This window comes from Novipirellula herctigrandis (assembly GCA_007859835.1).
Taxonomy (GTDB): domain Bacteria; phylum Planctomycetota; class Planctomycetia; order Pirellulales; family Pirellulaceae; genus Novipirellula_A; species Novipirellula_A herctigrandis.
On sequence record SJPJ01000001.1, the window covers coordinates 6,401,263 to 6,416,693 of the forward strand.

The following is a 15,431-nucleotide window of genomic DNA, read 5'->3' on the forward strand; positions in this document are numbered from 1 at the left end:
TGACCTGATTACTAGAAAAAGTGTGGCAACGGTGACAGGAAGGATAACTGCCATAAATTGACAATACCAAGCTTCATTTTTGACGCCCTGCTGGACGATACTTTCCTCATCAGCGCGTTTGACTCCCAATCCTTCGTTCTCTTGGACCAGGCAATCATCGGCGGGGACCCGTCGGTGCAGCACTCACTGTAATCTGTGACTTACCACCAACTGCAGCATCGAACAACGCATACCGCGGGCCGCAAATGGTTCGTCCCTGGTCTCATAGGGCTATTGGTATGTGTTCACGTGTGCACGCTAGGTCCTCGTACGCATGCGGAAGACCTATCGATGCCCCTTTTGTTGCCGGCTTCCGAGCCAGTCGAGGTTGATGTTAGCGTCCCGAATGATAGCAACCCGATCGGTGCCGGAGTCATTACGGATGGTAATACGGGTGATTGGCTTCGGAGTGAATCCATCGAATCCGAGGCGAGCGATGGGATGTCGCTTACGCCCGAACCCGCCTACGACTGGATGAAGGAAGCGAGCAGCTATTACCAGCAAAACGCTGATGGCTCCCCGACCCCGCTCGATCCTCCTACACTGCCGCTTGACGACCAGGTCGATTCCTATTTCCGTGCATCGGCAACTTCGCCCGACCCAAATCACTACCACCACTACGGCAATCCTTCCTCCGAGAAAGTGTGGCGTTGGACGCCGCTTCCCGATCATCTACTTTGGCATTCCTACTTGGCCGGCCTGCATGAATCAAGAATCTCGTCCGCTATCTTTGGCGACACAGATGAGAATGGTTACTGGGACGCTACTTTGGGAGGAAGAGTGGGGCTGTTGCGATACGGTTCGTCCGACAACCATAAAAATGGTGAAGGGTGGCAGTGGGATGTCGAAGGTGCCGTGATGGTACGGCTTGATATCGTCGAACAAGAGGATGTCGAATCGATGGATTTTCGTTTTGGAACCTTGATCACAACGCGTCAAGGCGAGTGGGGAGCCAAGTTCGGCTATTTCCACATCAGCTCGCATGTGGGTGACGAATACATGATTCGCAATCCGTTATTCGAACGGATTAACTATGTCACCGAATCATTGATCCTCGGGGGCAGCTACCATCCCAATGATCGAGTCCGCGTGTATGGCGAATCGGCACTCGCAGTCAAGCGTTCCGGTGGTGCCAAGCGTTGGCAATTTCAAACTGGATTGGAGTACATTGCCCGGCCGGCTACCTTGACATCGGGCAGTCCCTTCACCGCCCTGAATGTTGACCTTCGACAAGCTGTCGATTTCGATCCGGGTTTTACGGTGCAGACTGGTTGGCAATGGGAAGGGTTCCAATCGGGCCGTCGCGTTCGAACGGGCCTTCAATATCACAACGGCCCAACCCCCCAGTTTGAATTCTTCATGGAAGACGAGCACCACCTTGGCATTGGCCTTTGGTACGACTATTAGATTTCTGACACGGACCGCTTGTCAAAATTCACGTCGTAGCCTCTTTCCCATTCCGTCGCTTCGAATCGTCTTACATGCTTTGAATGGTTTCTGTGTAAGTTGCCGTTTGGGCTGCAAAAATGCCGAACACCAATGGCGTTCGTCGAGTTTAGTCAAGAGAAGTCGTAAGGCGGTTGAGCGAGCCCAAGTGTGCTGCGAATTTGTTCTGTTGGGTTGCAAGTTCATTCAGGTGCGTCATCAGCTGTTGAATCGATTGGTTTAACCAATCGCATTCCTCTTTCGTCTTCGCTATCAGAGCGGGGACTTCTTCGAGGACCACTGCGAATTCGTGAGCTTCGCTCCAGCCCGATGACTCTTTTTTTCCAGTGAATTGAATGAAGCGAAGGGTTCGATTGTTGGAATCCAAATTCTCTAGCGGGCTCTCTAGCTCGTTCATCCGTAACGTCGCTTGTGCCAGATTCTCAAACACATATTGTACGCGAGACGACATCTGTTCAAACAGCGTCCGGACACTTGCCATCACGCGATCATTCTTGTCAAGCCCTGCGTCCGAGCCAAGCTCCGACATGAACACCAAGCTGATTTCGCTCTGCAGCTTCGTTGCCGCCACATCGAAAATCAATTGGTTCAACATTGAAACAACGGATTGCAAATGAGAGGCCAATTCATTGATCACATCCGAGCTTTCTTTTGATACCGACCCGAGTGATTCGGATACAACGCGAAGCGTGCCCGCTCGCGGCCCAAGCTTGTTCGCAGCAATGGCCGCATTCATCGCCAATATTCGAATCGTGTCAGCTGAATCTAAGATTCCAACGCTTTTCTCACCCAGTCGTAAACTGATCGATTTGAATTCATCTAATCGATCGAACACGTCTTGGAGTAAAGCGTCGACTTGGACGCAGCTACAAATGGCTGGGGCAAACTCGGAGGTTTCGTTTGTTGATTGTTGGACCGATTGGGGTGATCCCTTTTGCGTTCTTCGTAAGTGGTCCTTACGCATGATCTCTTGTCGGCTACATAATTCAACCGACAGTGCTTCCCGCATGAAGTCGTCATAGCTTGCGAATCCCAGTTCACTAAGCTTGCTTTGCAATTCCAATGCCGAAGCCTTCATTGCTGCTTCGCGTTGTTTGGGCTTCTGTTCAATCTCGCGTTCGATCTCTCGTAGGCGAGCGTAGAGTTCGACGACTTTGGGAAAGATGACACTGCTCGGTTTCAAACGAACCGACAAGTAACCGTCGGTCGATGGCATTACGACGGCCAGTACCCAATAATGCCGTCCATCGCTAGCCAGATTTTTCACGTATGCGGCAATCGTTCGCCCGTTCTGAATCGCCTCCCACAGCAGCTTGAAAACGACTCGCGGCATGTCGGGGTGCCGAATGATACTGTGTGGCGAGCCGTACAATCGTTCCGGCTCAATTCCCGCAATCCTTGAGAAGACTTCGTTGCCGTGACGAATCACACCGTGTTCATCGGTTGTCGAAAAAAAGAGTTCATCGATCAAGAAACGGCGTTCTTCATCGATGATCCGTTTTTGCGTCTTGGTTGTGATCCGCGGTGTTGCTTCGGCCCCCGCAGGAGTCGGCAGAGAGTCTTCTGCTGTGTCTTGCACGTCGATGCTCTTCTTGAGAATTCTGAACGCAAATGTAGCGCGGGTAATGCTTTGTTCTCGAAAAGTATGGCACACATTTCTAAGTAAGTTTTAAATAACGCTCAGTCGACCACTGAATGGGAGTGCCTGTTTGGAGCGGCAGAGTCACTATTTCGATTGTGACGAATATTCCAATTTCCCGCTTGATGCATCGTGCGTTTTGATTGCCGAGACCGCATTGGCATCAACCGTATCCGAACCGCCGACCGATTTGTGGCGTGTCGTGCCAGGCAACTTCAATAGCTCGATGAGTTCCTCGATATGCGTCTCGTATACATCTCGTGGTTGGCAAGCGTGTTTAACGCAGATATTCGCTGCTCGTCCGACGACTTCGCCCATCATGCCACACGTTTTCATGACGCGGGTCGTTCCAAGTGCCTGGTGAGTCACGCCGATGTTGCGGCCCGCCATGAATAGGTTATCGACGTTGCGGCTGTAAAAGCAACGATACGGAACGGGATACCCGTACTCGCGATCAATGCGTCGGTCGTGTATTGCGATACTAATGAATGGATTGTCGGGGAATTTTTCGGCATACTGTTTCTTTGGATAATGCAGATCGATCGACCAAGTGCTTGGGACACAGCCATCGTCGAACTCGCGTTTCGTTATGACGTCCTCTTGTGAAAGAATCACGTCGCCGAGCAACCGCCGCGATTCACGTGGACCACCGATGAAGGCTACCCAAGTCAGCACGGCATTTCGATGCTTTTCTGCACCGTCGTTATTCTTCATCGCATTAAATGCGCCATACACGGCGCGTAGGTTATGGTCGCGAATGCCTTCGGCATCAGCAACTGCATTTTTGTTGAAACCGCTTTCCCAAAACCACTGGCCGTGATGGTCTCTGGGGTAAGGGAAATCCGCCATTTGCAGCTCGAGGGCCCAGGGTGTTTTGGGGAAATCGGTCACTTGATCTACTTCCGCCCAAGTCCACATGTTGCTCATTCCCATGCGATCTTTGGGTTCCATTTCCCAGTCGGCTTCCGCCAGAATTCCGACGGTTTCGTGGCCGGTGCAATCGCAGAACAGCTTACCGAAGAACTCGGAGTGTTGGCTCGTTCGAGTGTCAAAAGTTTGCACCGAAATTAGTTTGCCATTCTCGTTTTCGCATGCAAACGCATGATGATTGAGGAATAGGTCGATGTTCTTTTCGGCTCGGACGATAGCCTCTTTCTGTTCGTCTCCGAACTCTTCGGCGCGGCCGGGCGATTTGGTTGCTTTGTCGGCAAACTCTTCAATGATTTCACCGAGATGGGGGTACCGGCCGCGACGGATGTTCCCCATCGCCCACACGCGAACCTCGCTGCTGCCGTTGCCGCCAAGCACGGGGCGATCTTGAATCAGAGCCACTTTGCATCCCATGCGAGCAGCGGAAATAGCGGCCCCCATGCCCGCATAGCCACCGCCGACAACGACCAAGTCGTAGCCTGTTCTTGCAATGGGAGCCTCCGTCAGTCCAAGCACTTCGCGACGCCAATCCGCAAGCGGTTCCGAGACATTTGGTGGTGGTTCCACTGTTTGGCCTTCATCGATCGAGGCAAAATAAATGGCGTCGCAGCGACCGTCAAAGCCGGTTAGGTCATGAAGCCCCAGTTCCACGTTGGTGTCGGAAACATTTACTGTCCCACCGTCATGCCAGAACCACTCGGTTCCCTTCGAGCCAAACGTTTCCTCAAGTGGATGACCGTTGATGACTAGTTGAAATCGGCCCGGTTGGCCGGGGGCGTTCTAACGAGCCACTCAATCTTTGGTGCGTAGGGATACGCGGTAATCGCCAGGGGCAGGGAATTTTACATGGGTCACCGCGTCCTCGACCGGTCGGCCCAGACCGTGAGCTAACATGTACGGAGAGCCCATTTCGCGAATGAACTGCGTGTCCAAGCTCCATCCACCGTGTGACTCGAAACTTTCCGCTTCTACTAAGATACTCTCGGCCATCGTTGGGTTTGCTGCGACCAAGAGTAAGACGACTGCGATTACGTTCCGCATAATTAGCTGCTTATTTGGGGTGGGATTCCGCGTGAACGGAAGTGATTGTTGCAAGTGCACCATCCAACCAGTTTTGAAGAGGCAATTCAATCTTGCTCGTGGCCCGGTTGTTGCTTGTGCCAGTGGATTGATCGCATTGTAGCCTAATTCTCTCTTGACGAACAAACCGCTTGTGTCTACTGTACTAGATGAAATGGTACAGCAGGTGATCGAGGTAAGTTATGCTCTCAATTCAAATCACGACCGGCAGCGACGTGCCGATCTTTCGGCAGATTGTCGAGCAGGTTCGCGCGGCGATCGCCTGCGGCAAATTGTCCGTTGGCGACCCGCTGCCGAGTGTCCGCGCTTTAGCAGCCGAAATCGTCGTCAATCACAACACCGTTGCGAAGGCCTATGCCCAATTGATTCGTGATGGGATTGTCGAGAGCCATCAAGGTCGCGGCTACTTTGTCGCCGAACGGCGAGAAATATTTACCAAGGCCGAGCGGACTCGGCGTGTCAACGTGATGATCCAACCGTTAGTCAGCGAAGCGGCCTTGTTGGGCTTTTCGGGAGAAGAAGTGTTGGCAATGGTGGAGAAACAATTCTCAAAAATGGTCGCGTCTAACCAGGGGAATCGATAATGGATCAACCAAATTTTGCTGCAATCCATGCGGTCGGCTTGACTCGCTATTTTGAATCCAAATGCGTCGTTAACAACTTGGACTTCCGCGTTCCCAGCGGAAAGGTGACTGCGCTCTTGGGGCTCAACGGAGCCGGCAAGACAACAACGCTGCGGATGATGATGGGGTTGCTTGCTCCCACACGTGGCACCTGCCAAACCTTGGGCGTCGATTCACAGTCGATGTCCCCCGAGCACTTATCGCGAATCGGGTATCTCGTCGAAGGGCACTACCTTTATCCGTGGATGAAGGTCACCGAAGTGGCCCGCTTTGCCCGTGATGGTCAAACGGTCTTTGACGACCGTCGGTTTGACGAGATCGTTCATCATTTTGGGATTATGACCTCGCAACGTTGTGGCGACCTTAGTCGCGGCCAGCGTGCTGGCGTCAGCTTGGCGGCTACCCTGGCAGCCGATCCGGAGCTACTGGTTCTTGACGATCCGGCGCTCGGACTCGATCCCGTCAGTCGTCGATCGCTCAACGAAACGCTGGTCGATTTCGCTGCCCAAACCACTACGGATGATCGACCACGCACTGTGCTACTCAGTACTCACCTGATTGATGATGTCGAGCGAATTGCGGATGAAATAGCAGTCATGATCGCAGGCCGGTTGTTGATCCACGCCAGCGTCGCTGAATTCCAAAACCGAGTCACGCGTTATGCCTTCGACGTGCCAGCGGAAAGCGAAAACGAGTCGCTTGTTTCGCAGATGCAAGCGGCGATCGATGGTTTGGTCGAATCCCGAATGGTAGGCAAACACTGTACCGTTTGTGTCGCCGATGCGGCGGACGATGTCGCCGAACAATTGGCGAAATTGAGTTCAGGCAGCGTGGAAACCTTGGCCGCATCGCTCGACGAATTGGTGGTTGCCTACTTGTCGCGTGACCGAGCTGAGCATTCGTTCCTCGCAAAAAGGAACGGGCACAAAGTTGAGGAGATGAGTTCAAGCTCGGTTGTCACTAATGGGGAGCAAGCACGATGATCTATTGGAAAGAATGGCGTGAAGCAGTCCGTTTACTGCCCATTGCGATGGTTGCGATGGTGTTCGTTCTGTGGATTGCGTTCCCTGATCCGGCGAACGATTATCAAACCATTGAATCGGGGGTCGGTTTGCCGATCGTGACCGTTTCCATCTTATTGGCGTTGGCGATTGGGCTACTGCAAACGCTTCCGGAGCTGCGGACGGAAGTTCGCGGGCAGTTGTTTTCCCGGCCGCTTTCACGGACTCGGAATTTTTTGGCAAAAGTGGCGACAGCCTTTGCCGTTCATCTGATCGCTTTCCTTGTTCCGTATGCGTTCTTTTCATGGCGCGTGATGGCGATGTCGCCCCAGCAGCTAGCGATTGCACCAATCGAGTTGTGGTCAGGTTTCCTTTTGTGGTTATCTGGATTTGCGTTCTATCCCGCCACGGTCTGGATGGTTTGCCGTCGTGCCCGGTGGATCGGTTCGCGGACACTGCCGCTGGTCGCTGCCATCGGCATTATGGTGCTGGGCTCCTTTGCTGTCGATGCCAAGACTTGGTTTTCGTTTTCGACGTGGGGCCTCTGCGCCGCCATTTCCTTTGTCGTGTTGATGGTGATCACAAGACACGCCTACGTTGTGCTGGGGAATCAAACGCCACGCGTCGAATCGCATTCCTGGGGTGGCCGGCTGTCGTCCGCTGGTTTGACGATTTGTATGCTCGCTGTGACTGGCCTCTCCCTGCTGATGGCGTTCTTATTGGCTCATGAATACGGTGCCGCGGGACCCTATCAGCTGTCGGGATTGCGACTGGATGGCGCGGGGCGGTTGTACCAAACGGTCGAGGGCTACCAATGGGACAGAGTCAAACGACGATACGACGTGGTAGTGAAGCAGGCAGCCGAGGCGATCGAAACGCCGTTGGCAGACGGCTACCAGCGACCCGAGCCTGCCTATACAGCTCCCTCACTACCACTACTAGAGCCAGTGTTTTTCACTACCCAGCAATCCGTGTCGCGCGGAAGTGTGTTCAGTCCCATCGACAAGTCAAGCGTTGGCTTGGATGACAGGGTGGGATTCTATCATCGCGATGGTTATTTCTTGTTGTATCGGCTTGGAGTGGACAGCCAAACGTCAGGCAACCAACTCGTCGACTGGTTCGATCGAGGTGGTTTCGGCTCGCGAGAGAATCCGTTTGGGCGTGCCAATCCAGGTCAGTGGGCACGGTATACCGAAGCGACTTATACACAGCGAGACTTACAGTCGCCAACGTTCGGTCGAACCCTGATCGATTCGTCCGGCATTTACGCAGTGGACGTCTACAAGGCCAAACTGACCACTTTGGTCGATCAACGGATTGACGCGGCTATTTATCTACCGAAGCTCGCCAGTGAGCAGGCCAGTGCCGTACTACTCGATGGCGACCAGTTAAGCGTTTACTTGGTCGCGGGCTTGCATCCGATGGACACTCCCTCCGATTCCTTCGTCAAGCGTTTTAGTCTAAGTTTGCCAGCGGAATGGCTCGCAGTTCCCGGTAGTGCGCGTGCGCGAATCGTTGATCATGGTGACGACGGTTTCTCACTGATCAAAGCGACAGGCTACCGAGCCTTAACCGTTCGCGTCGATGCTGAGGGAGCTGTCCTAGAAACGAAACAGTATCTGCTGGCTGCCGAATCGGCTGATTTGATTTCCGCAGCAGTGGTGCAAGGCACGCTGCCACCGCTGTTAAATCTTGTCACCAGTGCTGGTGCGATGCTCGAATCGAAGTGGAACGGTGGTTCATACACTGCCGCCGCGACACGCTCCTACATCGTCACGGTCGTGGTGGTGACGCTACTGCATCTGGTGCTCGCAGGTTGGCTCACACGCGTAGCTTCCAAACGAAGAAATCTTTCGCAACGCGACACACGTCGTTGGTACCTGCTGGTACCGCTGCTCGGAATCGCCGCGTCACTCTCTGTGCTGGTTCTACACGCTCGAGTGCCAGCGGTAGCATGCCCATCGTGTGGTAAACGCAAGCGAGTCGACGAAGCGGTCTGCCCGCATTGCGACGCCGATTGGTCAAAACCCGAGCGAGTCGGGATTGAAGTGTTTGATGTAAGTCACAACTAGACACGCGGCAGTAGAGGCTGTTTCAGACGCCCATCGTGAGCTATGGCAAAACCTTTGTTGATTTGCCGAGGTCGAAATCTTCGACTTTCAGGTTTCGCTCTTTGAAGAAGTCCGGTTTTTGAAATCCAAAGAACGATGGGTTGAAGGGATCGACGAAAGAGACGTCTGCTTCTTTAGGAACCGATTGGTCGGTGAGAAATAAGCTTGCGTTGACGAGTAAACGGCGCAGATCCTCGCTCAAAAAATCGACTGCCGCTCCGGCGGTCGTGGCAAAACATTTACCGGAATCGCCAGCTGGCGATGGGTAGGGTTTCAGCCAAGCCAACGGCATCATCGGGTCGTTCAATTTGCTCTGAAGAATCGCCGAATCGGGATCGAGCGATTCGGTCACCGCACCCCTGAGCAGTACGGTCGCACCGTTTTGGTCAAGATGCTTGATTCCGTAGATGTCTGATGGTGTGAAAATATCCGAAACGGAATGCAATATCGGATGATCTGCGTGTTCGGGGACGATCACGGCACGGCCACCTTGGACTTTGTGTTTGCCATGATGGTTAAGCCAATTCTCACCGATCACGTTTAAGCCAAAATTGGCCCAGTCGTAGCCGCCGTAGTGACCGCTCTTAAATGCGTGAGTCGCGGTGCGGTAGGCAATCAGCGGTTTGGCTGCATTCAAGTAATCCAAGATCGGAGCCAATTGTTTGTCGGGCAAAACTCGCCATCGGGTAGCCAGAATCATTAGATCGGCATTGGCCAACGCATCGGTGCCGGGAATGTTTCCGATTTCGTTTGGATTGATCACGCCCGTTTCTTTGTCGATGGCAAACAGCACCGTGCATTTGAATCCATGATGTTGACTCAATATTTTGGCCAACATCGGGCATGACTCTTCGCTGCGATATTCCTCGTCACCCGAAATCAAGACGATGTGTTTGCCGTTCGCTTTTCCATCGGTTGGTTCAAAGACCAGTCGATCCGCCGCAGAGGAATAGGTTAGTGAAACGAAGGAGTACAGCAGCATCGAAGCAAGGGCAGAAGCGTTCAGTCGTTTCATGTTTCTTATCTTTCCAAATAACGGGTAACGGCAGCACGATATCGATCCGAGACACCGAGATTACTGAGCATAGGATAACGCTGGCGATAGTATTCCGCGAGTGATTCACAAGTCGCTTTTGCTTGAATACTATACGGGCTGTGCGCCGGCGGCGAATTTAGACGACTATGCGATTGCTCAACGAGGTACATCGCTGTAAGGGCACTGTTGTGTTGCCAGTAGTTTGATCGAATGCCTTCTTCTACTCCACGCAGCACGCGAGAACCGTTCACTTGGGAGTATTCAAAAAACGCATACCCAAAGCTATTCTGAATCGACTCAATGCTCCGTTCGTACAACCAATCGCCCGTTGCCGACCCGACCGCGTCGGCAACCGCATGGATGTAGGCAGGGCCCGAACCTCGCGTTCCGCCCCACTTTTCCAACATCCATTGCATCAGCGGCGGGTGAATGAGACTTTCGCGAGGATACTTCCGTAAACAGGTTTCCAGAGGTTCCGCGACTTGCTCCATTTCTATCCCTGTATCGCGTGCAAGTAAGAAGTAATCGTAATAGGCGACCGCAGGAATGTCATCGAGCGTAGAAATCTCATTCCACAAATTTATTGCAATCTTGTTGTGCTTTTCAAAGTCATCCCAACCGCTCTGCGTCACGTCACTTGACCAACCATTTCCACGTGCAGCCCAGGCCAACTTGCGGTGGTAGGACATGGCGGCGCAAAGCGCCAGAGGTGTTTTTGTTTTGCTCCAATTGACGAATCCATCGAGTCGCTCTTTGGCAAGGGTTCGCTGTTCCTCGTTCAGCGATTGTTGCGTGGTTTGTTGTAGCGTGTAGAGCCATTGCGATGCGATGGCCGTCAACATCGCCTCGTAGAGCTGCTCTGGTGTGCGATTAAACCGTGTTTCGGGTAGTTGTCGAAGAACGCGATGTAACATTTCCAAGTCATCAAACCGATTCTCCCAGGCATACCATTTGGCTAGCTTTCCGATTGCGGCGACTGACTGAGGTACCTGGATTTCTCGGTCATAAAGCTCAATGGTCGTGTCATTGACCAAGGCAATCCGACCGCCATTTTGGGAAGCAACGATACGGTCACTTTTGTCACCCGGAACAGGAGATGGGCGAAACGACATGCGATCACCAAACGACATGTCCATGCAGACACGCTCGCGACTTCCATTGGCGGTCGTCCGCTCGGCGATGCAAAACTGACTCTCCGACGAATCTGTATCGTTCCGGGTTTCAAAGACTTGCTCAAAGTCCCAGTACAGTGTCATTGGCCATCCTTTTTGATCTGCATCCTCGCTATTGGGATATTCTGGCCGCGTAATTACTATGTCTTTCCCAATCCAATAATCGTAGGCTCTCGTGCAGCCGATCGCGGTCAGATCGGTGGCTCCACTTATCGGGATATCAATTTCGTCGATAACTCCCAAATCATCCAATTTGAAAACGCGTCCTAAGGACGGGCTTTGCAGGGTAACGATGCGAGTTGCGTCGAGCGAAATCTGAGGCATTGGAAGTTGAACGTCACACTCGCCAATTTTGTCCATCCGGTCGAGATCGACATTGGCCAAGTAGATTCCGCCCTCCTGATCGACCACCATCGGGCGTCCTGTTTGAAAAGACACGCTCAAATGACGTATTGGAATCGCCGTCTTGAGTGACGTTAAAATTTCACGTTTTTCAAAATCAATCAGTGAGAGTGTGTTTCCTTTGGTTGCAAACAGTCGCGACGGATCTCGAAAGAACGCAACTTTGACTTTTGCCGATTCGCCATCGGCGTTGTCTTCGTTGGCATCAAGTCCGATTCTCTGGAAATCATTTGGCGATCCAGTGATATCGGTTTCTTGCGCAGGCGTCGTCTCGGTTGTCCACCATTCTCGCCAAGGTAGCTTGCTAACCCAAATGCCGTCGTCGAGTAAAAACAGGTGCTTTCCGGTGATATCCAACCTCACCTCTGCTGATCGGACCGACGCAGGGAACTCGACCGTCAGTTTTTTTTCCAACTCTGGAGCGATTTCTCCGATGGCCACCGCCATGTATCTTGCCGTTTTTTCGTCAACATCCGTGGAAGCAATCGTCCATGGAGCGGGCTGATCTGATTGTTTCGCCAATTCGATTTTCGCTTGTCGATCTCGGTCGATCTGGTCGGCAATCTTTCCGAGTTCACCTGGTTTCATCCTTCGCAAGAACGTGAATCCGGTTGGCCGCGAGACCTCCCATTTTCCTGCTACGACAGGCCACCGATATTGCACCGATTCAGACGTGTTCACTAGGCCGAGCGAATCGATGTTGTTTGTTGCAACTCGGATTTCTGGGGCTGGCTCACATCCGAGCGGGATCGCGATCATGCAAAATATCGTCGACATTCGGATCATACGATGTTGTGTTTTTGGGGTCATTGTTCGGTCTCCATTTCGGTTGCATCGATCGTTTGGTTGTCGACCGATACTTCGGTTTCCGCTGGCATCGCGACGGAAGACGGTGCAACAAAGAATCCGTTAAACATCTGCATGAAAGTTGACGATTGATCGCTTGGGGCCGTTTCGGGACGAAAGAGTGCCAATGACAATTCAGGGGGGGCAAGTTGTGGCGGACTCGGGATTTTCGATGGATCGGTGTAGATCGGCTGTCCCGATATTGAGTAGCCTCGCAGGATAGGTTGGTTGGCTTGCATTCGATTCCATAATTCTTCTTCCGGTCGAATCAAACGCTTGCTGTTGGTCAAAGATGTCAAAATTGGAAGAGTAGCGTCAGTTGGCTCCAATTTGAACCGCAACGATGGATACGATGCAATCACGGCCTGTAAATCTTGTGAATTGACATTGGCACCTCGCAAGTCGAGCGTTGCCAATTTGTTCGTCTTTGAAAGGATTTTAGCCAAGCCACCCTGTGGAATCGTGGCGGTGGAAAAATCCAGGTCTGTTACCGCAGCAATGTTTCCAAACGCTGCAATCATTTCGTCGTCGAATTGGCAACCAGCGACGGCGATTTTGGCAAGTCTCGGGGACTGGCTGAATGCTCTGATCGTGGCTGAGCTAATTTCATTGTGATTGAGTGATAGCTCAACCCAATCGCCTTGCTTGACGACATGCTCCACGGCCGCTGCGAGCAAGCCGCAGTCGTTAAGATTCAAACGCTTTAGCGACTTCGGGACTTGCCACTGCGCAATCACGTCTGGATCGAGGCGAGCGCCGGGAACGATCAGACTTTCAAGCGATTGAAGTGTGGTTAATCCTGCGAACGCATCCTGTTTCGCTTTCGGGTAGGCCAATGTCAATTCAGTCAAGGACTTCGCTTTTAAGACTTCTTGCACCACGGAGTCATTTAAACCTTCTCCGCCAGCGATGAACCACCATAATCCTTCCACGCCTTCGATTTCCATCTTCGGAAGTGGAGACAGCAGAGCGAGGCCTTTCAACTTGGGCGCATTTTTGACGTAGCAATATTGGCCGTACTCGTTCACCACCATGGGGCTTTCAAGAAGGGGCAAATTCACAAGTCGCAACGCGTTCACTTTCGATTCTCGGTGATGGCTAAATTGGATCCTTCGTAGGTTTGGTTTGTCTTCGATTCGAATCGCGGTCGTTTCCGCGTCAATTCCAATCCGATCCAATTCCGGAAAGGAACGATTGAGTTCGCTTACGAAAGATCGGTCCGTCCGCGCTTTAATGGCATTCACTCTGGTGATCGGCAGCGACGACAACGTCTCCAATTTCCCCTTAGGAATGATGCTGTCTCGCAAATCAAGTTCACGGAGCTGTTGGTTCTGTTTGAGTGGGGAAAGGTCAATTTGGTCCAACGAAAAACCAATCAAACCAATGCTGTTTACTTCGGTTTGGCTGCCGAATGCTTCGACCACTCGACGACGACTGATGACGTCAATCTCGTGGTCGAATCCGATCGCCAACGGTCCGTTGGTACATTGCGATGAAGACTTTAGAGTCTTGAGCGAATCACATTGGTCAATTGATAGCGACTCGAAACCATCCGGATACAACCACAAAATATCCAGTTGAGGAACCTGGAATAGCGAGACATGACGCCCCCAAAAAATCACAGGCGCCTTCTCGCCTTCGGCAACACGCCGCGTGATGTTGGTGTAATCGCTGCCGAGACTCGTCATTTTAGGAAGTTGCTCAAGCTTCATGTCCACACGTTGAAAAGCATCCATCCGGATTTTGGTTAGCTCGGGCATTCCCGCAATGGTCACATCAAAGACTTGCCAATTCATGTAGCCATCAAGCGAGCGAAAATAGAGTTCGACAAGTTTTGGCCAATCGCGAAAGGCAACCTCCGCCGATTGGCCGGTCGGAGGTCGTGAGATGGTTAAATACTGTAATTGGTTCCTGAGCGGCGATTCTTCCCAAGCATCAAACGGAATGGCCGTGTCCAGTGCCATCAAACGAGTCATTCTTGGCATCTTCGAAAACGCCTTGAGTGACGGCCCGCTGCAATTGGTCTGCGACACATTCAATTGCCGAACCAAGTCGCACGACGAGATCGCATCGACCGTCGTTGCATCTAGCGATCGACCGGCAATGCGAAGGTCTTGTAGATAACGCATCGACGGCAAACGACGCAGTGGTGCCAAGTCGTATTGTCCACCACCGATTCGCAGTGCTCGCAAGTGGGGGAGTTCACAAACCGCTGAAATCGCGTCATCGTTCGGCTCCGTCAGATCCACCTGAGTGATTCGAACCAAGTAGCGAGACAATGTCCAAGGCAAACGTGAATGAATCAGACGGGGAACGATCAATTGAAGTTGAACGGTGCCAACGGCACTAAGCTTCTTTTGGATTGCTGTTTCTTCGCGAAAACGATAGGTCTGGAGCTGCCAATATCCCATCGGCAACGCAACAAGCAGGACCAGCACGAGCAGATCCGAAAGTGAAATGGAATACTTGCTTGACTTCAGCGATGACACCTTTCGCCTTGTCGCTTTCGAATAGCCAACAACCGCGCCGAGACTCAGAAGTACCACTCCCAAGTCAATGACCATGGCAAGCCATGACCAGCTTGTCGATGTCGCGACATCATCGAACGAGTGTGCGATGTAATACCGAGCGGGCCACCCTGCTTCGGTAGGATAGACTGTGCTTAACCCTTCTTCCTGGTCCAATGGGAAATCGAACTTCGTATCTTTAAACCCACCGCTCAAGCCAATCGTGTCGTACTGGTAGGGAGCGTTGACGACGATAAAAACAGCAAATAATGCTAGAAACCCAAGTCTTCGTGACAAGCTAGATAGATTCGGTTTCATCTTTCGGACGAACAGTGCGGGTATCGGCGGGAGTATCGGTGGGAGTATCCACCGCGTTTATCATCGACGATCCGCGCGCCGGTTTCAACAATAGACGCCCAAACCCGAGGGCAGGTCAGGTACTGCGTGCATTCTTTTCTTCGCATCCACTCTTCGCATCACAATTTGGTCTGGGAGCTGACACTCGCTAATTGCGGGCACGCCTCCCCAAGGAATTGCGTGGGCGACCTTGTTTGGTTACCCCCCCCCTCCGCTTTGAGTCGAATTCGCTAGACCAAAGG

At 52.4% G+C, this 15,431-nt stretch carries 9 protein-coding genes and 1 pseudogene; 4 read left to right on the forward strand and 6 right to left on the reverse strand.

The features are described 5' to 3' along the window. Positions 1–330: 330 nt before the first annotated feature. A complete protein-coding gene (locus CA13_RS23445) occupies positions 331–1,446 on the forward strand; it encodes a DUF1207 domain-containing protein (protein WP_146400826.1) in 1,116 nt (371 codons plus the stop codon). 148 nt (positions 1,447–1,594) lie between these two features. Here CA13_RS23445 and CA13_RS23450 read toward each other — a convergent pair whose 3' ends face one another. The 3 genes and pseudogenes from CA13_RS23450 to CA13_RS36150 all read right to left on the reverse strand — a co-directional run bounded on the left by CA13_RS23450 (position 1,595) and on the right by CA13_RS36150 (position 5,095). Then, complete coding sequence (locus CA13_RS23450; RefSeq protein WP_419194731.1) at positions 1,595–3,064, reverse strand: PAS domain-containing protein; 1,470 nt, start codon at positions 3,062–3,064, stop codon at positions 1,595–1,597. Positions 3,065–3,241: 177 nt separating this feature from the next. Continuing rightward, positions 3,242–4,570 (reverse strand): annotated as a pseudogene (locus CA13_RS23455) (FAD-dependent oxidoreductase); the annotation flags it as partial. A gap of 276 nt (positions 4,571–4,846) precedes the next feature. Next, positions 4,847–5,095: a hypothetical protein gene (locus CA13_RS36150; protein ID WP_473087482.1), complete on the reverse strand. Its 249-nt coding sequence runs from the start codon at positions 5,093–5,095 to the stop codon at positions 4,847–4,849. Positions 5,096–5,316: 221 nt separating this feature from the next. Here CA13_RS36150 and CA13_RS23460 point away from each other — a divergent pair, with 221 nt between their 5' ends. From CA13_RS23460 to CA13_RS23470, 3 genes are read left to right on the forward strand one after another with little or no spacing between them, the layout of a single operon-like run. Further along, positions 5,317–5,718, forward strand: a complete 402-nt coding sequence (locus CA13_RS23460; protein ID WP_146400828.1) for a GntR family transcriptional regulator — start codon at positions 5,317–5,319, stop codon at positions 5,716–5,718. Next, positions 5,718–6,740, forward strand: coding sequence for an ABC transporter ATP-binding protein (locus CA13_RS23465; RefSeq protein ID WP_146400829.1), 1,023 nt, complete (start codon positions 5,718–5,720; stop codon positions 6,738–6,740). Before CA13_RS23460 ends, CA13_RS23465 begins: the two co-directional genes overlap by 1 nt. Next, on the forward strand, positions 6,737–8,830 hold the full coding sequence (locus tag CA13_RS23470) for a hypothetical protein (protein ID WP_146400831.1): 2,094 nt from the start codon (positions 6,737–6,739) through the stop codon (positions 8,828–8,830). Before CA13_RS23465 ends, CA13_RS23470 begins: the two co-directional genes overlap by 4 nt. Positions 8,831–8,870: 40 nt before the next feature. Here CA13_RS23470 and CA13_RS23475 read toward each other — a convergent pair whose 3' ends face one another. Genes CA13_RS23475 through CA13_RS23485 form a run of 3 tightly spaced genes read right to left on the reverse strand, consistent with a single transcriptional unit; the run spans position 8,871 to position 15,129 of the window. After that, complete coding sequence (locus CA13_RS23475) at positions 8,871–9,884, reverse strand: ThuA domain-containing protein (protein ID WP_146400833.1); 1,014 nt, start codon at positions 9,882–9,884, stop codon at positions 8,871–8,873. A gap of 5 nt (positions 9,885–9,889) precedes the next feature. Then, positions 9,890–12,289 (reverse strand): hypothetical protein, encoded by a 2,400-nt coding sequence (locus tag CA13_RS23480; RefSeq protein WP_146400835.1) that lies wholly within the window; start codon positions 12,287–12,289, stop codon positions 9,890–9,892. Beyond that, positions 12,286–15,129, reverse strand: coding sequence for a leucine-rich repeat domain-containing protein (locus CA13_RS23485; protein WP_146400837.1), 2,844 nt, complete (start codon positions 15,127–15,129; stop codon positions 12,286–12,288). The genes CA13_RS23480 and CA13_RS23485 overlap by 4 nt, the downstream gene beginning before the upstream one ends. Between the last annotated feature and the right edge of the window lie 302 nt (positions 15,130–15,431).

Excerpts from the sequence above, each read along its gene's own strand:
- CA13_RS23445 (WP_146400826.1), top strand. The coding sequence starts at position 331 with ATGCCCCTTTTGTTGCCGGCTTCCGAGCCAGTCGAGGTTGATGTTAGC.
- CA13_RS36150 (WP_473087482.1), bottom strand. The coding sequence starts at position 5,095 with ATGCGGAACGTAATCGCAGTCGTCTTACTCTTGGTCGCAGCAAACCCA.
- CA13_RS23460 (WP_146400828.1), top strand. The coding sequence starts at position 5,317 with ATGCTCTCAATTCAAATCACGACCGGCAGCGACGTGCCGATCTTTCGG.
- CA13_RS23465 (WP_146400829.1), top strand. The coding sequence starts at position 5,718 with ATGGATCAACCAAATTTTGCTGCAATCCATGCGGTCGGCTTGACTCGC.
- CA13_RS23470 (WP_146400831.1), top strand. The coding sequence starts at position 6,737 with ATGATCTATTGGAAAGAATGGCGTGAAGCAGTCCGTTTACTGCCCATT.
- CA13_RS23475 (WP_146400833.1), bottom strand. The coding sequence starts at position 9,884 with ATGAAACGACTGAACGCTTCTGCCCTTGCTTCGATGCTGCTGTACTCC.
- CA13_RS23480 (WP_146400835.1), bottom strand. The coding sequence starts at position 12,289 with ATGACCCCAAAAACACAACATCGTATGATCCGAATGTCGACGATATTT.